This is a genomic window from Roseinatronobacter sp. (genome assembly GCF_051859525.1).
GTDB lineage: Bacteria > Pseudomonadota > Alphaproteobacteria > Rhodobacterales > Rhodobacteraceae > Roseinatronobacter.
This window is the reverse complement of the sequence record NZ_JBHYFM010000035.1, coordinates 1-21,173: the sequence shown is the minus strand read 5'-3', so window position 1 is coordinate 21,173 and position 21,173 is coordinate 1. Positions and strand designations below refer to the sequence as shown.

General features: G+C 60.7%; 20 protein-coding genes. 17 read left to right on the top strand and 3 right to left on the bottom strand.

The genetic code is table 11. From position 1 onward, the window contains the following. From ACTIE1_RS16065 to preA, 3 genes are all read left to right on the top strand, one after another. Positions 1-773 (top strand): hypothetical protein (locus ACTIE1_RS16065; protein ID WP_439563486.1); only part of this gene is annotated, 773 nt, incomplete at its 5' end. 279 nt (positions 774-1,052) lie between these two features. Beyond that, entirely contained in the window at positions 1,053-2,396 is a 1,344-nt protein-coding gene (locus ACTIE1_RS16060; protein WP_439562553.1) for an NAD(P)-dependent oxidoreductase, read from the top strand. Between the two features lie 27 nt (positions 2,397-2,423). Beyond that, positions 2,424-3,725 carry an NAD-dependent dihydropyrimidine dehydrogenase subunit PreA gene (gene preA, locus ACTIE1_RS16055; protein ID WP_439562552.1) on the top strand — a complete coding sequence of 434 codons (1,302 nt, stop codon included), beginning with the start codon at positions 2,424-2,426 and terminating at the stop codon, positions 3,723-3,725. On the opposite strand, the gene ACTIE1_RS16050 is transcribed toward preA, so the two are convergent. Beyond that, complete coding sequence (locus tag ACTIE1_RS16050; protein WP_439562551.1) at positions 3,726-4,376, bottom strand: TetR family transcriptional regulator C-terminal domain-containing protein; 651 nt, start codon at positions 4,374-4,376, stop codon at positions 3,726-3,728. It lies immediately after the preceding gene. A gap of 158 nt (positions 4,377-4,534) precedes the next feature. Here ACTIE1_RS16050 and ACTIE1_RS16045 point away from each other — a divergent pair, with 158 nt between their 5' ends. The 7 genes from ACTIE1_RS16045 (at position 4,535) to ACTIE1_RS16015 (ending at position 12,638) form a co-directional block, all read left to right on the top strand. Beyond that, positions 4,535-5,785 carry a Zn-dependent hydrolase gene (locus ACTIE1_RS16045; protein ID WP_439562550.1) on the top strand — a complete coding sequence of 417 codons (1,251 nt, stop codon included), beginning with the start codon at positions 4,535-4,537 and terminating at the stop codon, positions 5,783-5,785. Positions 5,786-5,843: 58 nt separating this feature from the next. Then, positions 5,844-7,295 carry a dihydropyrimidinase gene (hydA, locus tag ACTIE1_RS16040; protein ID WP_439562549.1) on the top strand — a complete coding sequence of 484 codons (1,452 nt, stop codon included), beginning with the start codon at positions 5,844-5,846 and terminating at the stop codon, positions 7,293-7,295. Further along, positions 7,295-8,086 (top strand): ABC transporter ATP-binding protein, encoded by a 792-nt coding sequence (locus tag ACTIE1_RS16035; protein ID WP_439562548.1) that lies wholly within the window; start codon positions 7,295-7,297, stop codon positions 8,084-8,086. Before hydA ends, ACTIE1_RS16035 begins: the two co-directional genes overlap by 1 nt. A gap of 83 nt (positions 8,087-8,169) precedes the next feature. Beyond that, positions 8,170-9,066 carry an ABC transporter permease gene (locus tag ACTIE1_RS16030; protein WP_439562547.1) on the top strand — a complete coding sequence of 299 codons (897 nt, stop codon included), beginning with the start codon at positions 8,170-8,172 and terminating at the stop codon, positions 9,064-9,066. Between the two features lie 248 nt (positions 9,067-9,314). Beyond that, the gene (locus tag ACTIE1_RS16025; RefSeq protein ID WP_439562639.1) at positions 9,315-10,157 is read left to right on the top strand and encodes an ABC transporter permease; all 843 of its coding nucleotides are present in this window, start codon (positions 9,315-9,317) and stop codon (positions 10,155-10,157) included. Positions 10,158-10,202: 45 nt separating this feature from the next. Next, entirely contained in the window at positions 10,203-11,192 is a 990-nt protein-coding gene (locus ACTIE1_RS16020) for an ABC transporter substrate-binding protein (RefSeq protein WP_439562546.1), read from the top strand. Between the two features lie 237 nt (positions 11,193-11,429). Continuing rightward, positions 11,430-12,638, top strand: a complete 1,209-nt coding sequence (locus ACTIE1_RS16015; protein ID WP_439562545.1) for an MFS transporter — start codon at positions 11,430-11,432, stop codon at positions 12,636-12,638. A gap of 34 nt (positions 12,639-12,672) precedes the next feature. Here the strand turns inward: ACTIE1_RS16015 and ACTIE1_RS16010 are convergent, their stop codons facing one another. Together ACTIE1_RS16010 and ACTIE1_RS16005 are read right to left on the bottom strand one after the other, a co-directional pair. Next, complete coding sequence (locus ACTIE1_RS16010) at positions 12,673-13,347, bottom strand: GntR family transcriptional regulator (RefSeq protein ID WP_439562544.1); 675 nt, start codon at positions 13,345-13,347, stop codon at positions 12,673-12,675. 79 nt (positions 13,348-13,426) lie between these two features. Further along, positions 13,427-14,110 carry a GntR family transcriptional regulator gene (locus tag ACTIE1_RS16005; RefSeq protein ID WP_439563485.1) on the bottom strand — a complete coding sequence of 228 codons (684 nt, stop codon included), beginning with the start codon at positions 14,108-14,110 and terminating at the stop codon, positions 13,427-13,429. Positions 14,111-14,285: 175 nt separating this feature from the next. Between ACTIE1_RS16005 and ACTIE1_RS16000 the strand changes: the two genes are divergently transcribed. The 7 genes from ACTIE1_RS16000 to ACTIE1_RS15970 all read left to right on the top strand — a co-directional run. Beyond that, positions 14,286-15,251 carry a tripartite tricarboxylate transporter substrate binding protein gene (locus ACTIE1_RS16000; RefSeq protein WP_439562542.1) on the top strand — a complete coding sequence of 322 codons (966 nt, stop codon included), beginning with the start codon at positions 14,286-14,288 and terminating at the stop codon, positions 15,249-15,251. 90 nt (positions 15,252-15,341) lie between these two features. Continuing rightward, the gene (locus ACTIE1_RS15995) at positions 15,342-15,818 is read left to right on the top strand and encodes a tripartite tricarboxylate transporter TctB family protein (RefSeq protein WP_439562541.1); all 477 of its coding nucleotides are present in this window, start codon (positions 15,342-15,344) and stop codon (positions 15,816-15,818) included. Between the two features lie 12 nt (positions 15,819-15,830). After that, positions 15,831-17,351 (top strand): tripartite tricarboxylate transporter permease, encoded by a 1,521-nt coding sequence (locus tag ACTIE1_RS15990; protein WP_439562540.1) that lies wholly within the window; start codon positions 15,831-15,833, stop codon positions 17,349-17,351. Between the two features lie 31 nt (positions 17,352-17,382). Continuing rightward, the gene (gene araD, locus ACTIE1_RS15985; protein WP_439563484.1) at positions 17,383-19,119 is read left to right on the top strand and encodes an L-arabinonate dehydratase; all 1,737 of its coding nucleotides are present in this window, start codon (positions 17,383-17,385) and stop codon (positions 19,117-19,119) included. Between the two features lie 11 nt (positions 19,120-19,130). Next, positions 19,131-20,030 carry a dihydrodipicolinate synthase family protein gene (locus ACTIE1_RS15980; RefSeq protein ID WP_439562538.1) on the top strand — a complete coding sequence of 300 codons (900 nt, stop codon included), beginning with the start codon at positions 19,131-19,133 and terminating at the stop codon, positions 20,028-20,030. Positions 20,031-20,042: 12 nt separating this feature from the next. Beyond that, a complete protein-coding gene (locus ACTIE1_RS15975) occupies positions 20,043-20,768 on the top strand; it encodes a ribonuclease activity regulator RraA (protein ID WP_439562537.1) in 726 nt (241 codons plus the stop codon). 11 nt (positions 20,769-20,779) lie between these two features. Continuing rightward, the coding region (locus ACTIE1_RS15970) for an aldehyde dehydrogenase family protein (protein WP_439563483.1) at positions 20,780-21,173 on the top strand (394 nt) is incomplete at its 3' end.

The following is a 21,173-nucleotide window of genomic DNA, read 5'->3' as shown; positions in this document are numbered from 1 at the left end:
TGACCGGCGGCGGGTCCAACGATGGTGGCAGCGATGGCGGCGGCGGTGTTGCAGGACTTAGTAGCACGGTCGACGGTGTGGTCGACACAGTCGGAGGCCTGACCGGTGGGCTGACAAATAACCAGATCCGCCTCCGTGGTACAGGCGTCGAGCGCGGCAACACAGTCGGGATCGATCTGGAGGTCTTCAGCATTGACGGAAATGTCTATGCGTTGGGCAATGACGGGCTGGTCGATGTCAGCCTTGCGCTGGATGACAACAATGTGCTGGACGTAAGTCTCCTGAGCGATGAAAGTCTGGCAAGCATTGGTCTTTTGGATAATGATGTGATCACCGTTGGCGGTGGTCCTGGAGGACCTGGAGGACCTTCTGGTCCGGCCGGTCCCGCGGGTCCTGCCGGTCCTGCTGGCCCTGCGGGTCCCCCGGGCACCATCAGCACCTCTCGCGATACCGACACAGACCGCGACATGCTGAATGTCACAAGGCTTCAAAACCTGCCGCGTTCCGCAGCGCAAAGCCGGTGCCCTGCCGCAGGTGACACCAACACGCTGAACGGCGTGACAGTGTTTGACCGTGACAACAATATGCTGGGCACGGTTGTGGGCGGGTACACGTCCGGCACAAACCTGACCCGCGTGCGTGTGGCGGTCAGCCCCAGCGTGGCAAGCGGTGGCGGCTGCGTCGAATACTCGACCGCGGGCGGCAGTGCCAATTCCCAAGGGATCGTTGTGAACACCACGCGTTCAGCACTTGCGCAATCCCTGATGCGCTGATTGGGCGGTCAGCGTTGGTCCGGCCTGTTTGCCGGACCGGTTTAACGACACGACACACTCCGACAGATCGGGGGGCCGCTGGTCCCCCGATTTTTTTGTGCCCTGACCACAGAAGGCATTCACCCGCCCATCATATGATGTTTTGTTGCGCGAACACGGCGGTCCAAGGCTGAAAATTTCAGCAAAGATCAAAAATTTTACCAATTGATAAATTTTTTAACTCGTGCTTTCCTGTCATGGCATCAGACAGTTCTTCTGCCAGCCATAAGGGGCCAGCCCATGTCACACAGCACCACAACCCCCGGCATTGTTGCCGGCAGGTTGCATCCCGAAGAGTATACACAGCATTTCGACGACCTGTATCCGGATTTCGACCCGCATGAGGCTATGGTGGCCGCTGACAGGTGCTATTTCTGCCATGACGCGCCCTGTATTACCGCCTGCCCCACCGAAATCGACATCCCGCTTTTCATTCGCCAGATACAGGCGGGCCAGCCGGATGCAGCGGCGCGCACCATCTTTGACCAGAATATCCTTGGCGGCATGTGCGCCCGCGTTTGTCCCACGGAAACCCTGTGCGAAGGCGCTTGTGTGCGCGAAGCCGCCGAAGGCAAACCGGTCGAGATTGGCCGCCTGCAACGCTATGCCACGGACACACTGATCGCCAGAAACGCGCATCCCTACACACGCGCGGCGCCCACCGGCAAACGTGTGGCTGTGGTGGGTGCAGGGCCAGCGGGGCTGGCCTGCGCGCACCGGCTGGCCATGCATGGCCATGACGTCATCATCCATGACCGGCGCGAGAAAGCGGGCGGCCTGAACGAATATGGCATTGCGGCCTATAAGGCGGCGCACGGATTTGCACAGGCCGAAGTGGACTGGTTGCTGCAGATCGGCGGAATCACATTGCGGCAGGGCTGGACGCTGGGCCGCGATGGTACATTGGCGGACTTGCAGGAAACCTATGATGCGGTGTTTCTGGGTATCGGCCTTGCCGGTGTGAATGCGCTGGGTCTGGACGGAGAGGACATACCAACCGCGCGGGACGCCGTGGATTTCATTGCCGAACTGCGCCAGACAGATGACTTGTCCACCTTGCCCATTGGCCGCCATGTTGTGGTCATCGGCGGGGGCATGACAGCGGTGGACGCGGCGGTGCAATCGCGCCTGCTGGGGGCCGAGCATGTGACCATGGTCTACCGGCGCGGGCGCGATGCGATGGGCGCGTCGGATTATGAGTTGAACCACGCCGCGAACGAGGGTGTGAAGATCATCACCAACGCGATGCCGATCGCGATTCACGCCAATGGCACCCTGCGCGAGGTCGAATTTGCCTATACCCATGCGGGCGAAACGGGGCTGGAACCCACCGGCGAAACCTTCCGCCTGCCTGCGGATCAACTGTTCAAGGCGATCGGGCAAACGCTTGAGGGCGCGCCGCAGGGGCTGACGCTGGACAAGCGCAAGATCGGCGCCGACAGGGCGGGCCGCACATCACGGGCCGGTGTCTGGGCCGGGGGCGATTGCACCGGCGGCGGCGAGGACCTGACCGTCACTGCGGTGGCGCAAGGACGCGATGCGGCGGAAAGCATTCATGCAAGCCTGACGGGGAATGATGCGTAACAACCGCATCCACAAGGAGTTAGCACAATGGCAAACCTGACCACGAATTTCATCGGCATCAAATCCCCGAACCCCTACTGGCTGGCCTCTGCACCGCCGACCGACAAGGCATATAATGTGGAACGCGCGTTCAAGGCCGGTTGGGGCGGGGTGGTGTGGAAAACACTGGGGTCCGAAGGGCCGCCCGTCGTCAATGTGAACGGCCCGCGCTATGGCGCGATCTGGGGCGCGGACCGCCGCCTTCTGGGCCTGAACAATATTGAACTGATCACCGACCGCCCGCTGGAGGTGAACCTGCGCGAAATCAAGCAGGTCAAACGCAACTGGCCCGACCGCGCGCTTGTCGTGTCGCTGATGGTGCCCTGCGACGAGGAATCGTGGAAGGCCATCCTGAAACATGTTGAAGATACCGAAGCCGATGGCGTGGAGCTGAATTTCGGCTGCCCCCATGGCATGAGTGAACGCGGCATGGGCGCGGCTGTGGGGCAGGTGCCCGAATATATCGAAATGGTCACGCGCTGGGTCAAGCAGCATTCGCGCATGCCTTGCATTGTCAAGCTGACGCCCAATATCGCCGATATCCGTAAACCCGCCGAGGCCGCGAAACGTGGCGGCGCGGATGCCGTCTCGCTGATCAACACCATCAATTCCATCACATCGGTCAATCTGGACGATTTCAGCCCCGAACCCATGATTGACGGCAAGGGCGCGCATGGCGGCTATTGCGGGCCTGCGGTCAAACCCATTGCGCTGAACATGGTTGCCGAAATCGCACGCAGCGCGGAAACCCGCGATCTGCCCATTTCCGGCATTGGCGGCGTGACCACATGGCGCGATGCGGCGGAATTCCTGACGCTTGGTGCGGGCAATGTGCAGGTGTGCACGGCGGCCATGACCTATGGGTTCGGTATCATCAAGGAACTGACAGCGGGCTTGTCGCATTACATGGACCAAAAAGGCTTCACATCGGTTGACCAACTGGTTGGCCGCGCCGTGCCCAATGTGACCGACTGGCAGTATCTGAACCTGAACTATGTCACCAAGGCCAAAATCGATCAGGATCTGTGCATCTCCTGCGGGCGGTGCTACGCGGCTTGCGAGGACACATCGCATCAGGCGATTTCCATGTCGCCCGACCGCAAGTTTGAAGTGATCGACGCCGAATGCGTGGCCTGCAACCTGTGCATCAATGTCTGCCCTGTGCAGGATTGCATCACCATGGAGCAAATGCCCAAAGGCAGCACCGACCCGCGCACCGGCGAGAAGGTGGGCGATTATGCAAACTGGACAACCCACCCCAACAACCCGATGGCCAAAGCGGCCGAGTGATCAGGGCGCAAGAAGGCGGGTGTAAAGATGCTCCAGAAACGCCTCGGCGCCATCCAACGGGTCATGCCCGTCCCCGCGGATCATACCGATCTGCGGGGCAAAATCGGCGTAATGCTGGGTCAGCGACCAGATCGAAAAGATCAGATGATAAGGGTCAATCCGCGCAATGCGCCCCCCGTCTGCCCATGCCTGCAAAAGCCGCGCCTTTTCATCGACAAGCGCGCGCAAGTCGTTGCGGATAAAGGGTTCCATCCGCGGCGCACCTTGCAGGATTTCATTGGCGAACAACCGGCTTTCGCGCGGAAAATCCCGCGACATCTGCAACTTGCGGCGCATATAGGCCATGATTTCGGCCTGCGGGTCACCGCCCGCATCCAGCATGCGCAGCGGATCCAGCCATGTGTCCAGCAGCCGCGTCAGCAATTCGCGGTGAATGGCATCCTTGCTGTCGAAATAATACAGCAGGTTCGGCTTGGACAGCCCCGCCTGAACAGCAATCTGGTCAAGCGTCGCGCCGCGAAACCCGTGGGTCGAGAATACCTCCAGCGCGGCATCCAGAATGATCTGGCGGTTGCGCCGCTGAATACGACTGCGCGGCGGCGTTTTGGCGCTGCCGGATTTTTCAGCGGGCGTTGGGCGGGGCACGGACATGGGCGGACAAGCTTCTTGACTGATTGGTCAAACTTGATAGCGTCCCATTGGTTCGGGCGCAAGCGATGCGATCATGCGACAGGTGCTGACCGCTTGCCAATGGAACAACCAAAAACACAACAAGCCGCCAACAAGGCCGCAAACGCACGGAGCCGCGCATGACCGCACCAGCCGCAAACATGAAAATCAACGCTGAACGCCTTTGGGACAGCCTGATGGAAATGGCGCAAATCGGCCCCGGCATTGCAGGCGGCAACAACCGCCAGACGGTGACCGATGAAGATGGCGAAGCGCGCCATCTGTTCCAGCGCTGGTGTCAGGATGCAGGCGGCACCATGGGCGTCGATGACATGGGCACCATGTTCGCGCGGTTCGAAGGCACCGACCCCGACGCCCTGCCCGTCTATGTCGGCAGCCATCTGGACACCCAGCCCACAGGCGGCAAATATGACGGCGTGCTGGGCGTGCTGGCGGGGTTGGAGGTTATTCGCACCATGCGCGATCTGGGCATCAAGACCCGCCGCCCCATTGTCGTGACCAACTGGACGAATGAGGAAGGCACGCGCTTTGCCCCTGCCATGCTGGCATCGGGCGTATTCGCGGGCGTGCTGGACCGCGATTGGGCTTACGCGCGCACTGACGCACAAGGCAAGCGCTTCGGGGATGAGTTGGAACGCATCGGCTGGAAAGGCCCCGAGCCGGTGGGCACGCGCAAGATGCACAGCTTCTTCGAATTGCATATCGAACAAGGCCCGATACTGGAGGCCGAGGGCAAACAGGTGGGCGTTGTCACCCACGGGCAGGGGCTGCGCTGGATCGAATGCACCGTGACCGGCAAGGGCCAGCACACCGGATCAACCCCCATGTATATGCGCCGCAATGCAGGTCGCGGGCTGGCACGGGTGACCGAACTGGTCCATGAAATCGCCCTGAAACACCAGCCCAACGCCGTGGGCGCAATCGGGCAGATCGATGTCTACCCCAATTCGCGTAACATCATCCCTGAAAAGGTGGTGTTCACAATCGATTTCCGGTCCCATGTGCTGGACACGCTGGACGCTATGGTGGCCGAACTCAATGCCCGCGCACCGGGTCTATGCGCCGATATCGGGGTGAAATTCTCAAGCGAACTGGTCGGTTTTTTCGACCCGCCCGCCTTTGACGAAACCCTTGTGGGCCGCGTGCGCGATGCGGCCGAACGGCTGGGCTACAGCCATATGGACATTATTTCCGGCGCGGGGCATGACGCATGCTGGATCAACCGCCTGTATCCCACCACCATGGTCATGTGCCCCTGCGTCGACGGCCTGTCCCATAACGAGGCCGAGGAGATTTTCCCCGAATGGGCCGAAGCGGGCGCCAATGTGCTGATGCATGCAGTGCTGGAAACCGCCGAGGTGGTGGGCTGACGGGCGGCACAGGAAATAACAGCCGCAACACGCGGCACATGAAACAGGGAGTAACCACATGAGCACCGTCATCAAGAACGGCACCATCGTCACCCATGACCTGACCTACAAGGCCGATATCCGCATCGATGGCGGCAAGATCCTTGAGATTGGCCCGAACCTGTCGGGCGACACGGAACTGGACGCGACAGGCGCCTATGTCATGCCCGGCGGGATTGATCCGCATACGCATCTGGAAATGCCCTTCATGGGCACCTATTCCAGCGATGATTTCGAATCCGGCACCCGCGCGGCGCTGTCGGGTGGCACGACGATGGTGATCGATTTCGCGCTGCCCAGCCCCGGTCAGGGGCTGCTGGACGCGCTGAAAATGTGGGACAACAAATCAGGGCGCGCGCATTGTGACTACAGCTATCACATGGCGGTCACATGGTGGTCGCAACAGGTGTTTGATGAAATGCCCGAAGTGGTCGCGCGCGGCATCACCAGCTTCAAGCATTTTCTGGCCTATAAGGGCGCGCTTATGGTCAATGATGACGAATTGTTCGCATCCTTCCAGCGCCTGCGCGAATTGGGCGCCATTGCCATGGTCCATGCCGAAAACGGCGATGTGGTCGCGGAACTGTCCGCCCGTCTGCTGGCCGAAGGAAACACCGGCCCCGAAGCACATGCCTATTCCCGCCCCACGCAGGTCGAGGGCGAGGCCACAAACCGCGCCATCATGATCGCCGATATGGCGGGCGTGCCCTTATATGTCGTCCACACATCCTGCGAGGAATCGCATGAAGCGATCCGCCGCGCGCGGCAGGCCGGAAAACGCGTTTGGGGGGAACCCCTGATCCAGCACCTGACCCTGGACGAGTCCGAATATTTCAACCCCGACTGGGACCACGCCGCACGGCGCGTCATGTCGCCCCCCTTCCGCAACAAACTGCATCAGGACAGCTTGTGGAACGGTCTGGCCAGCGGCAGCCTGTCGGTCGTGGCCACCGACCATTGCGCCTTCAGCACCGACCAGAAACGCTATGGCGTGGGCGATTTCACCAAAATCCCCAACGGCACCGGCGGGCTGGAAGATCGCATGCCCATGCTGTGGACCTACGGTGTGCGCACGGGCCGGTTGACCATGAACGAATTTGTGGCCGTCACATCCACCAATGTCGCCAAGATTTTCGGGATGTATCCGCGCAAGGGCGCCGTGGCGGTCGGGGCCGATGCCGATCTGGTGGTCTGGGACCCCGAGAAATCAAAAACCATCACGGCAACAGCGCAACAATCCGCCATCGATTACAATGTCTTTGAAGGGCATACGGTCACCGGCCTGCCGCGCTATGTGCTGTCGCGCGGGCGCATCATGGTGAATGACGGCCAGTTTGACGGACAGGAAGGGCACGGACAATTTGTCGAACGCTGCCCCAATGGTGCGGTCAATCAGGCCCTGTCGGCATGGAAAGACCTGACCGCCCCGCGCCCCGTTGTGCGCGCGGGCATTCCGGCTTCGGGGGTATGATGAAAGACAGCTCTGCAGCGCCGGTCATCTCCGCGCGCGACCTCAGCCTGACATTCCAGACAGGGGACGGCCCTGTCCACGCCCTCAAGGATGTCACGCTTGACATCGCCAAGGGCGAATTCGTCAGCTTTATCGGCCCGTCCGGCTGCGGCAAGACCACATTCCTGCGCGTGATCGCCGATCTGGAACACCCCACAGCAGGCAGTATCACCGTCAACGGCATGTCACCCGACGCCGCACGCCGCGCCCGTGCTTACGGATATGTGTTTCAGGCTGCGGGCCTGTATCCATGGCGCACGATTGCGGGCAATATCAAACTGCCGCTGGAAATCATGGGCTACTCCGCGACCGAGCAGAACGCGCGCGTCGAAAAGGTGCTGGATCTGGTGGAACTGTCAGGTTTTGCCCGCAAATTCCCGTGGCAACTTTCGGGCGGCATGCAACAGCGTGCCTCGATCGCGCGGGCGCTGGCGTTTGACGCCGACATCCTGCTGATGGACGAACCCTTCGGAGCCTTGGACGAAATCGTGCGCGACAGGCTGAACGAACAACTGCTGGACCTGTGGGCGCGCACCGAAAAAACCATCGGCTTTGTCACCCATTCCATTCCCGAAGCGGTGTATCTGTCCACAAAAATCGTGGTCATGTCCCCCCGTCCGGGGCGCATCACGGACATCATCGACAGCCCGCTGCCGCGCGAACGCCCGCTGGATATCCGCGACAGCCCCGAATTCATCGCTATCGCGCACCGTGTGCGTGACGGCCTGCGCGCGGGGCATCTGGATGACTAGGCCCTGTTCATTCTGGCGAAAATATCCTGGGGGAGTCGCGCTTCAGCGCGGCGGGGGCGAAGCCCCCTGCAACAGGGGGGCACATGCGTAACCTTGTCCCTGTTCTGACGGTAACTGCTGTGCTGATTGCCATCTGGTACGCGGCCGTCATTCCCATGAACCAGCAATGGGCGCAGGATCAGGCCCGCCGCGCAGGCGTGGAATTGTCCTTCTCGGCGCTTGTGGCCGACACCATGTCACAAGCCCGCCCGCGCCTGCCCGCCCCCCATCAGGTCGCCGCCGAATTGTGGAATTCCACTGTGATCGAGGAACTGACAGGCCGGCGCGGCATCGTGAACACAGGCAGCCTGTCCAACCGCTCTCTGGTCTATCACGGCTGGGTCACCTTGTCGGCCACGCTTCTGGGCTTTGCCATCGGATCGGCGCTTGGGATCGCGCTGGCTGTTGGCATTGTCCATAACCGCGCAATGGATGCCAGCATCATGCCATGGGCCATTGCCAGCCAGACCATTCCCATTCTGGCCATCGCGCCCATGATTATCGTGGTGCTGAACGCTGTGGGCATTACAGGATTGATCCCCAAGGCCATCATTTCAACCTATCTGTCGTTCTTTCCGGTGGTTGTGGGCATGGTCAAGGGGTTGCGCGCGCCCGATCATATGCAACTGGACCTGATGAAAACCTATTATGCCAGCGGATCGCAAGTCTTTGTCAAACTGCGCCTGCCCTCCTCGATGCCCTATCTGTTTGCCTCGCTGAAGGTCGCGATTGCCGCAGCCCTGGTCGGTGCAATCGTGGCCGAGCTGCCGACCGGTGCAGTTGCGGGTCTGGGCGCGCGGCTGCTGTCAGGCAGCTATTATGGCCAGACCGTGCAAATCTGGTCGGCCCTTTTTGCCGCAGCAATTCTGGCGGCTGGCATGGTGGCCCTGATCAGCTTGATACAACGCACAACGCTGAAACGCATGGGAATGGCAACATGATCGTCCTTCACAAAACCGGCGGGGTGCAATGGGCGGGGATGATGCTGGCCTTGCTTGTCGCGGTGGGTGTCGGCGGAACCGGTGATCTGCCGTTTTCCGCTGTTGCGGCCGTATTGGTGACCGGCCTGATCTTTCTGGCCCCAAGGGGGCAGGTAAACTGGCTGGTGATCGCCGCAATGGCGGCGGGTGTCAGTATTGCGGCATTGGCACTTCTGCCCTTTGCACAATCTGCCTTGCTGTTCTGGGCAATGGTTCTTGCCGTGTGGCTGGGCGCATGGCTTGTGGTTGCATCCGTCGCGGAAAGCCCGCGCCTGCCCGGACTGGCGGGGCGCGCGCAATCCCTGCTGGCGCCGCTTGCCTTCGGGGCCACACTGTTGTGGTTATGGGAAACCACCGTGCGTGCACTGGACGTCCCGCGCGTGATCCTGCCTGCCCCTTCGCTGATCTGGGACAGGTTGATCCGGTCAACCGATATCCTTTGGGTCGATTTCGTGCAAACCTTCGTCAAGGGCGCCTTGTCGGGCTATGCCATTGGTGTGGGCGCGGCGCTGGTCTTTGCGCTGTTGGTGGACCGGTCCGATTTCCTGCGCCGTGGGCTGCTGCCGGTGGGCAATTTTCTGGCCGCCCTGCCCATCATCGGCACCGCGCCGATCATGGTCATGTGGTTCGGGTTTGACTGGCCGTCCAAGGCGGCGGTGGTCGTGGCGATGGTGTTCTTTCCCATGCTGGTCAACACTGTGCAGGGTCTGGCAGCGACCGACGCGATGCAGCGCGACCTGATGCGCACCTATAACGCAAGCTGGACGCAATCGCTTTTGAAACTGCGGCTTCCGGCGGCCATGCCGTTCATCTTCAACGGGCTTAAGATTGCATCCACGCTTGCCCTGATCGGGGCCATTGTTGCTGAATTTTTCGGCTCTCCGACGCGCGGAATGGGCTTTCGCATCTCGACCGAGGTGGGACGGTTGCAACTGGACATGGTCTGGGCAGAAATTGCCGTAGCAGCCCTCGCGGGGTCGCTGTTCTACGGTATTCTTGCGCTTGCCGAACGCGGGGTCACCTTCTGGCACCCGTCACAACGCAAGCGTTAATCCCTGCGCCCCAGCCAAGGGCCAGGCAACACGGAGGTGATAAAAATGAAAAAGGTAATCTTTGGGTCGGTCGCGGCCCTTGGTCTGGGGCTTGCGCCTGCGGCATGGGCGCTGGATGATGTGACCATTCAGTTGAAATGGGTCACGCAGGCCCAGTTTGCGGGCTATTATGTGGCACTGGAAAACGGGTTTTACGAAGAAGAGGGGCTGAATGTCACCGTCCGCGCAGGCGGGCCGGACATTGCCCCGCCGCAGGTTATTGCTGGCGGTGGCGCGGATGTCATTGTTGAATGGATGCCTGCCGCACTGGCGGCGCGTGAGAACGGCCTGCCACTGGTCAATATCGCGCAGCCCTTCAAGTCATCGGGCATGATGCTGACCTGTCTGGCCGAAACAGGCGTCACCGGCCCCGAGGATTTTCCCGGCCGCACATTGGGCGTTTGGTTCTTCGGCAATGAATACCCGTTCCTAAGCTGGATGAGCACGCTTGGCATTCCCACCGATGGCGGTGATGAAGGGGTTGAAGTGCTGCGTCAGGGCTTCAACGTGGACCCGCTGCTGCAACGCCAGGCCGATTGCATCAGCACCATGACCTATAACGAATACTGGCAGGTTATCGACGCCGGCATCAGCGAAGACGAACTTGTGACCTTCAAATATGAAGATCAGGGCGTCGCCACACTGGAAGATGGCCTGTATGTCATGGAAAGCAATCTGGAAGATCCCGAATTCGTGGACAAGATGGCGCGTTTCGTGCGTGCGTCGATGCGCGGCTGGGAATGGGCCGCCGAGAATGTCGAAGAAGCGGCCATGATTGTGCTGGAATATGACGACACCGGCGCGCAAACCGAAGAACACCAGATCCGCATGATGTCGGAAGTGGCGCTGCTGCTTGAAGGGTCGAACGGGACACTGGATATGGACGATTATGCCCGCACGGTCGCAACCTTGCTGGGTGGCGGTTCCGATCCTGTCATCACGTCCGAACCGGAAGGGGCGACCACCACCGCCGTGACAGACGCAGCGTTCAACTGATCGGGCGGAATGCATGGCGCGCGGCGTGATCCGCGCGCAACGCTGATGGGTGCATCTTCGGATGCGCCCATTTTTCATGGACCAGCCCAAAGTAAGGAATTGCATCTGTTAACGATTAATGGAAGGAATGGCAACAATCCCTGTTTGCCAGATAGTCGGCCCTGCGTTTTGCACGGGCCGAAGGCACGGCCACCCCTGCGCTGCCGGAAAACGCAGCCCAACACTTGAAGTCGTTTTATGTTCCTTAGACACAACCTGCGCTGGCTGTCGGCTGGCTTCGTGCTGACATTTGTATCCGCATTCGGGCAGACATGGTTCATCTCGTTGTTTGCGGGTGCAATCAAGGCGGAACACGGGTTGACCGACGGAAGCTGGGGCAGTCTGTACACACTTGCAACGCTTTGCGCGGCCGCGATGATGTTCTGGCGCGGGTCGCTGGCCGATACGGTCCCGTTGTCGCGCCTTGTCCCCGCTGTTACCGTGATTTTTGCCATCGCTGCGGTGGGCATGGCACTGGCGCAAAGCGTCTGGATTTTGGGCATTACATTGTTTTTGCTGCGCTTCTGCGGGCAAGGCATGTTCAGCCACATGGCCATGACGGCCATGGGCCGCTGGTTTCAGGCGCAGCGCGGCAAGGCCGTGGCACTGGCCAATCTGGGCCATCCCGCAGGCGAGGTGGTGGTGCCCCTGGTGACTGTGCTGGCCATTGCGGCCATAGGCTGGCGGGTGTCGTGGGGCGCGGTCGCGCTTTTGCTGCTGGCTGGCGTTGCACCGCTGCTATGGGTGTTGCTGCGAAATGACCGCACGCCACAGGGGCAGGGCGAGTCAAGACTGGCAACTGGTCTTGCCGGACGACAATGGACCCGACAGGACGCCGCGCGCCATTGGTTGCTGCCCGCGTTGCTGCCGGTCTTGCTGACACCCGGTTTCATTGCAACTGTGGTTTTCTTCCATCAGGTTCATATCGCCGAGGTCAAGGGCTGGACCCTGACGGCCATGGCACCGGGTTATTCCGCCTTTGCCGCCGCGAATGTTATTTCGGCGCTGCTTGCGGGCTGGGCCGCTGACCGGTTCGGCGCGCCGCGCTTGCTAACGGTGCTGCTGCTGCCAATGGGCATAGGCGTAGCGCTGATTGCGCCGGCTGAACAGGTATCCGGCTGGTATCTGGCCTTGGGTTTGATTGGCATCACACAAGGAACGTCCAGCGCGTTATGGGGGGTATTGCTGCCCACTGTCTATGGCACCAGAAATCTGGGGGCCATCCGGTCACTGGCCACCACAATCATGGTTGTTTCCACTGCAATAGGGCCCGGCATTACCGGCATTCTGATTGATCGCGGCATGGACTTTCCGGCCCAAAGCCTGTGGTTGGGGGCATGGTGCTTGCTGCTGTTGATTGGGTGCTGGGTAATTGACCGCAAATTGACTCGGGAATTGACCGCCTAACGCCATTTCATCAGAAATTGCGCCGCGCTGTTTCCTAGCCGTTTTTACGGAAGAAATGCGGGTATTGGTCCTTCAGCGTGTCGCCAATGACAAAGGACTGCGACAGATGGCGGCGCATGGCGTCCCGCGCGGCCATTGCATCCTTGCGCGACAATGCGTCTGTAATTGCGGCATGGTCATCAAGTATCTGCACGCCTTTGCCATGCATTGGCAGATGAAGCGCGCGAATCCGGTCGATATGCCCGCTTTCGCGCCGGATAATGCGGTATATGGTGTCATGTCCGCTGGCAACGAACAGCTGCTGATGGAACGCCAGATCAAGCTGTTGAAATCCGGCAAGATCCTGTGTGTTCAGGCAGTCGCGCTGCAAATCCAGTATATGCTGTAGCTGCCCGATCAGGGCGGCGTCGCGTGACGGGGCAAGGGCTTCGACGATTGTCTGTTCCACGCTGCTGCGCAAAAAATGTATCTGCGTCGCATGATGCAGGTCTATCAGGGTGACGCGCGTGCGCGCCTGCGCGCGAATTTCGACCAAACCCTCTTCTTTCAGGCGCAAGAACGCATCCCGCAAGGGCGTGGTGCTAATTCTGTATTGCTGCATCAGGGCGCTGCGTGACAGCACCGCACCCGGCTGCAACGCCAGCGACAGGATGCGCGTCCGCAGATCGCTTACGACATCAAGATCTGCGCCATGGGGTCCCGCACGCATTCGATCGGCCCTGCTTAAGTAGTTGAAATATACTAATGCCCCAGTATGGCGCAGTTTCAGCACAAATCAAGCAGGATATTTAGCACAGGCCCCCTCCGCTGCTTTCGTCAAACAACTCCGGGCGCGAACGCAAAAGCTGTTCCATGAACCCGACCGATCCCGACACATGCGCGCGCACCAGTTCTTCGGCACCAAGGCGCGAACGGCGCGCAATCGCGTCAAGTATCGCCTCGTGCTGGCGCGTCAGGCTTTCAAGCTCGCTGCGTTCGGCGGCTTTCAGAAAACGGATACGATCAAGATGGGCTTTCTTGGCATGGATCACCTGCCAGACACTGCCCAGTTCCGCCAAGTCGAACAAGGATTGATGAAAGCGGTCATCCAGCGGCATGAACACCGCATAGGAATTCTGCTGTGCGGCCAGTTTCTGTTCCAGCAAAATCGCTTGCGGGGTTGTCAGGTCCAGATCGGGCGTATCGCACAGCTTCAGGACAACCGGAATTTCCAGATTCACGCGCAGAAAATGCGCCTGCCGCACGGCGTTCGGGCTGATCCCTGAAACAAAAGTGCCATGTTGGGGCGCAATCGTGACAAGGCCATGATCGGCCAGCCGTAGAAAGGCTTCGCGCAGGGGGGTCCGGCTTACGTCGAATCGGTCGCACAGGTCCTTTTCTTGAAGCACCTCTTTTGGTGGCAATTCCAGCGTAACGATAAGCGTGCGCAATGCGTCATATATTTCGCTGGCGCGCGATTTTTTACGTGGCAAGACATTCATGTCATCAAAATTCCCGTTTCATATGATGATAATAGCAATCAAACAGGGTTTCCATAGGGCAGCGACAACACAAGCAGAAATAGATTCCTTCTTGCTTGCGCTCCATTGATATATTAATGTTCCGTTGATGGCCATTCAGGTCGGACCATCTAGCGGAGGAAAATTCATGACTTTCAAATTCACAGCATTGGCCGCAGCCAGTGCGCTTGCACTGACATCCGGCGCGGCACTGGCCGAAACGGATTGGCCGACGCGCACGATCAATGTCATCATTGGCGCAGGCCCTGGCGGCGATACCGATTTCAATTCGCGCACCATGGCGCGCTATTTTGAACAAATTACCGGCGGGTCAATGGTTGTCACCAACATGCCCGGCGGCGGGGCCACGATTGCCACATCGGCGGTCAGGGACGCCGACCCGGACGGCTACACCATGCTGTTCGGCCATACCGGCCACCTGATTGTCACCGAAGTGTCCGGCCTTGCAGATTATGGCATTGATGATTTCGAGATTTGCTGCATTCCCGCCATTGACCAGGGCGCGGTGTTCGTGGCCAGCGCCCAATCGGGCATTACCAGCGTGGATGACCTTGTTGCCCGCACCGAGGCAGAGCCGCAAAGCGTTGTGTTCGGCACCGAATTCGGCGGCTATTCGCACCTGCAAGGGACCATCTTCCAGCGCGAAACCGGCGCGGATATGCGCGTTGTCGATACCGGTTCCGCATCCGACAAGATTGCAGCGCTGCTGGGCGGGCGTATCGATGTGGGCGGCATTGCCTACGGCGCCATTCAGGATTACCACGCCGCAGGCCAGATGGTGGTTCTGGGACAACCCAATGACACCCGCAACGAGTTGCTGGGCGACATTCCCACATTCGCCGAACAGGGCGTCGATTTCGTGATGAACAACCCCTATATCATCGCGTTCCCAAAAGGCACCGACCCCGCGATTGTGGCCAAGATGGAAGATGTGATGCGCCAGATCACGGAAATTCCGGAATATGCGGCAGATCTGGAACAGGGGTTCAAACAGCCCGTCTCCTTCCTGCCGCAGGATGAGGCGCTGGAGCGGTTGAACGCGATCCGCGACACCTACATGCCGTATCGCGAAATCCTGCAATCGGCACGCTAAGGCCGGCTGGCCGACGACAGGCCGACAGACAGGCCCCGCAGAACGGGCCATCTGTCGGCCACTTCATATTTGCAGCCAAGGGGACGCGCGATGTTGCGAAACAAGGAACTGGTCGTGGGGCTTGCCATGCTGGGTTTGGGCCTGGGCTATTTGTATATGACCATGCAACTGCCGCGCAGGGGCGCGGTTGATGCAACATTTTTCCCCTATGTGCTGGCCTGGGCCATGATCGGGCTGGGCGCGCTGCAATGTCTGGTGACATGGCGGCGCGGGGCCATCGCAAGCGGCGATGGCGACAAGCTGCAACCGCTTCAGGCGCTGACGGTGCTGGCCACATTAGGGCTTGTGGCAGGGTTCATCGCAGCATTGCGGCCCTTGGGGTTTCCGATTGCCGCAACGGTTTTCCTGTTCGCGCAGTTCATTGTCCTGACACCCAATGGCCAACGCCCGCGACTGGTGCTGTATGCCGCGCTGGCTGTGATCAGCACAGCGGTCATTTTCATAACCTTCCGCTACGGGTTTCGCCTCATGCTGCCCGCAGGCCCCCTGACCCCCTATCTGCCGTAAGGAACGCCGCGTATGTTTGACATGCTTCTACAAGGCTTCGCGGCGGTTCTGTCCCCGCAGATTTTTATCCTGATCACCATCGGTGTGGCCGTGGGCATTGTGTTCGGTGCCGTGCCGGGGCTGACGGCAGTTATGGCCATCGCGCTGACCTTGCCGATGACATACACCCTTGGGGCTGCGGCGGGAATTTCGCTGCTGATCGCGCTGTTTGTCGGGGCCACATCGGGCGCCCTCATTTCCGCGATCTTGCTGAAAATACCCGGCACGCCGTCATCCATTGCCACCACATTTGACGGCGCGCCCATGATGGAAAAGGGCGAGGGCGCGAAAGCGCTGGGTGTGGGGATCGTGTTTTCGTTCCTTGGCACCATCATGTCCATTGCAGCGCTGATGTTCATTGCTCCGTCGCTGGCGCGGGTGGCGCTGTCTTTTGGTCCACATGAATATTTCGCCATCGCGGTGTTTTCGCTGACCTTGATTGCCACGCTGTCATCAGGGTCCATGATCAAGGGCATTTTCGCCGGCGTCGCGGGCTTTGCCGTGTCTACGGTGGGCATTGCGCCGGTCGATGCGATCACGCGCTACACCTTCGGGCGTGTTGAAATCAACGCGGGCTTTTCCATTCTGACCGTTCTGGTGGGCATGTTCGCCATTGCCGAGGTTATTCGCGTGGCCGAACAGGCGCGCAAGCGCGGTGACATGCCGACTGTTGCGCCGCTTATGGTCAAGATCAAGGGTTTCGGGTTTTCCATGGCGGAATTTCTGGGCCAGATCCCCAATGCGATCCGGTCGGGACTGATCGGTATTTCCATCGGCATTCTGCCCGGTATCGGGGCGGGCACATCCAATATCATTTCCTATATCGCCGCCAAGAAACGGTCCAAAACGCCCGAAAAATTCGGCAAGGGCACGATTGAAGGGGTGGTTGCCAGCGAAACCGCCAATAACGCGGGCATTGGCGGCGCGATGATCCCGTTGCTGACACTTGGCATTCCCGGCGATGCGGTCACGGCCATTTTGCTGGGCGGTCTGATGATCCATGGCATCCAGCCCGGCCCCATGCTGTTCATCACCCAAGGGGCGTTGGTCTACACCATCTTTGCCGCGCTGATCGTTTCGGCCTTTATGATGCTGGTGCTGGAATTTCTGGGCCTGCGCGTTTTCATCCGGCTGCTGGCCATTCCCAAGCATATCCTGCTGCCCGTCATTCTGGTCCTGTGCGCCGTGGGGGCGTTTGGTCTGTCCAGCCGCGTGTTCGATGTGTGGACCATTCTGGCCTTCGGGGTGCTGGGTTATGCCTTCGTCAAGGCGGGCATTCCGGCCGCGCCCTTCATCATCGGGTTTATCCTTGGTCCCATGGCGGAAACAAATTTCCGGCGCGGATTGCAGCTTTCGGCAGGTGATTTCACCGGCTTCATCACAAACCCCATCGCGGGCACCTTCCTTGGTTTGGCGGCGCTGTCGATCCTGTGGCAGATCTATTCTGCCCTGCGCCCCAAACCCGTCAAGACATTCTCGGATATTGTCGATTAATCCGGCCACATCCCCTGAACGGAGCATATAGATGACCCGCATGAAAACCCCCGACACCCTGCGCAGCGCACGCTGGTTTGGCCCTGATGATCTGCGCAGTTTCGGCCACCGTTCGCGGCTGATGCAGCTGGGCTATTCCGAGGCTGATTTCAAGGACAAGCCGATCATCGGCATTCTGAACACTTGGTCAGAGTTGAATTCATGCCATTCCCATTTCCGCGAACGCGCCAAGGATGTGAAGCGCGGGGTGTTTCAGGCGGGCGGGTTTGCGGTTGAACTGCCGTCCCTGTCGGTGGATGAAAGTTTCACCAAACCCACATCCATGCTGTACCGCAACATGCTGGCCATGGAAACGGAGGAGATGATCCGCTCTCACCCCCTCGACGGGGTGGTGCTGATGGGGGGCTGTGACAAGACCACGCCGGGGCTGGTGATGGGCGCACTGACAGCGGGCGTGCCGATGATTTACCTGCCTGCGGGGCCAATGCTGCGCGGGAATTTTGCGGGCCGCGCGCTGGGGTCGGGGTCTGATGCCTGGAAATACTGGGACGAACGCCGCGCGGGCAATATTTCCGACGATGAATGGCAGGGACTTCAGGGCGGGATTGCGCGGTCTGCCGGTGTGTGCATGACCATGGGCACCGCCAGCACCATGACCGCGATTACCGACGCCATGGGCCTGACGCTGCCCGGTGCGTCATCCGTGCCTGCGGTGGACAGCGGCCATCAGCGCATGGCCGCCGATTGCGGGCGGCGCATTGTCGATATGGTCTGGGAAGACCTGACCCCCGACAAGATCGTGACCGAGGCAGCGGTGAAAAACGCTGCCATCGTGGCCATGGCCACCGGCTGTTCCACCAATGCGGTTGTTCACCTGATCGCCATGGCACGGCGCGCAGGTGTGAACCTGACGCTCGATGATCTGGACGCACTGGGGCGCACCACGCCCCTGATCGCCAATGTCCGCCCTGCGGGCAAGGATTACCTGATGGAGGACTTCTTCTATGCAGGTGGTTTGCGCGCGCTGATGAAACAGATTGAAGAACGCCTTGATACGTCCTGCCTGACAGTCACTGGCAAAACCATGGGCGAGAATCTGGAAGGCGCGCAGGTTTTCAATGATGATGTCATCCGCCCGCTGTCAAACCCTGTCTATCACGAAGGGTCGCTGGCCGTGCTGCGCGGCAATCTGTGTCCCGATGGCGCGGTCATCAAACCCGCCGCCTGTGACCCGAAATACCACGTCCACGAAGGGCCTGCGCTGGTCTTTGACAGCTACCCCGAGATGAAGGCCGCGATTGACGATGACACCCTTGATGTCACGCCCGATCATGTGCTGGTGCTGCGCAATGCAGGCCCCCTTGGCGGGCCGGGTTTCCCCGAATGGGGCATGCTGCCCATCCCCAAGGCGCTGATCAAACAGGGCCACCGCGATATGCTGCGCATTTCCGATGCGCGCATGTCGGGCACATCCTACGGGGCTTGCGTGTTGCATGTGGCGCCGGAATCTTTCGTGGGCGGGCCGCTTGCGCTGCTGCAAACCGGCGATATCGTGCGGCTGGACCTGCCCGCGCGCCGTCTTGATATGTTGGTCAGTGATGCGGAACTGGACGCCCGCCGCGCCGCCCTGCCTGCGCCCGAACCCCGTTTTGAACGCGGCTGGGGGTGGATGTTCTCCAAGCATGTGACACAAGCCGACACGGGCTGCGATTTCGACTTTCTGGAACGCGATTTCGGACGTCCCGCAGGCGAGCCGGATATATTCTGAAGGACCAAGAAATGACCCATGATCTCGACAAGGCACTGACCGGCATTTCGGGCATCCTTGTGACCCCTTACGATGAACAGGGCGATATCGCGCCTGCCCGTCTGGCCCCGATTGTGGACCGCGCGCTTGGCGCGGGCCTGCATATGCCGGTGGTCAATGGCAACACCGGCGAATTCTATGCCCTGACCACGAGTGAGGCCTGCACCATGGCGCGCGAAGTCGTGGCATTGGTGGATGGGCGCGCGCCCGTGCTGGCCGGTGTGGGGCGCGGCCTGCGCGATGCGGTGGCGCTGGCGCGGGCATCAACCGATGCTGGTGCAACCGCGCTGATGGTCCACCAGCCCCCCGACCCGTTCGTCGCCCCGCGCGGCGTGGTCGATTACCTGCATGCCATCAATGACGCATCGGGCGGGTTGCCGATGATGCTGTATCTGCGCAATGACGCCATCGGCACCCGCGCGATTGCCGATTTATGTGCCGTGCCCAATGTGCGCGGCGTCAAATGGGCCACCCCCAACCCGTTGCGGCTGGCCGAGGCGATTGCCGCCTGCGACCCCGCCATCACATGGGTGGGCGGTCTTGCCGAAATCTGGGCGCCGGTCTTCTATGCGGTCGGCGCGCGCGGCTTCACATCGGGGCTGATCAATGTGTGGCCCGAACGATCGCTGGCCATTCATGCAGCGTTGGAGGCAGGCGATTACCGCAGTGCCAACACCCTGATCGCGGGCATGCGCGCGTTTGAAGATATCCGCGCCGAAGAAATGAACGGCACCAATGTGACCGGCGTGAAGGCCGCGTTGCAGGCCACAGGCCTTGATTGCGGCCCGACCCGCGCGCCGTCGGCATGGCCGCTGACCGATGACCAGCAAACCCGCCTGCACCGGTTCCTGACCCGAAACAACCTGATCTGACAGGATATAGACATGAGTGATTACATTCTTTCCGACACCACGCGCGCAACGCTGAAAAAGGTCTCCACCGCATCTGTGGCAACCGCGCTTTACAAACGCGGGCTGCGCAACCAGTTCATTCAGGGCGTGCGCGCTGTTGCGCCCAAATCCGAAGTTATGGTCGGGCAGGCATTCACCCTGCGCTATATCCCCGCGCGCGAGGATCGCAACCCGATCACCGCCTTTCGCGACCCCAAGCACCCGCAGCGCGTGGCCATTGAAACCTGCCCTGCCGGTCATGTGTTGGTGATGGATGCGCGCGGCGATGCGCGTGCCGCGACCGCAGGGTCCATCCTGATCACGCGGCTGGCACTGCGCGGGGCGGCGGGTGTGGTGTCCGACGGGGGCTTTCGCGACATGGCAGGCATTGGCGCGCTGGACATGCCCGCCTATTGCGCCGGCCCCTCTGCGCCCACCAACCTGACCCTGCATGAGGCGCTGGACATCAACATTCCGGTGGCCTGCGGGGGCGTGGCAATCTTTCCCGGTGATGTGATTTTGGGCGATGGTGACGGCGTCATGGTTATCCCCGCCCATCTGGCCGAGGATATCGCCACCGAATGCGCCGAGATGGAAGTGTTCGAGGATTTCGTGCTGCAACAGGTCGAAGCGGGCGCAGGCGTCATCGGGCTGTACCCGCCCACGGACGACAAGAACCTGACCAAATTCGCCGAATGGCGCACACAAACCGGACGTTGAAAGGCACAGATATGACGCATAGACCGCATGGGATGCATTTGATTGCAGGTGAACGGGTTGACGGGGGGGCGCGGTTTGTGTCCAGCCCTGCATCGGGTCCGGCGCATGAATTTGCGGTGGGCACGCCGGATCTGGTGGACCGCGCCTGCAAAGCCGCCGAGGAGGCGTTTGAAACCTTCGGCTATTCCTCCCGCGAGGACCGCGCCGCGTTTCTGGACAGGGTCGCGGATGAAATCGACGCGCGCGGCGATGCGATCACTGCGATGGGCTGCGCCGAATCCGGCCTGCCCGAGGCGCGGCTGGTGGGCGAACGCGGCCGCACCACGGGCCAGTTGCGTCTGTTTGCAGACCATATCCGCAAGGGCGCGTATCTGGACCGCCGCCATGACGCCGCCCTGCCCGACC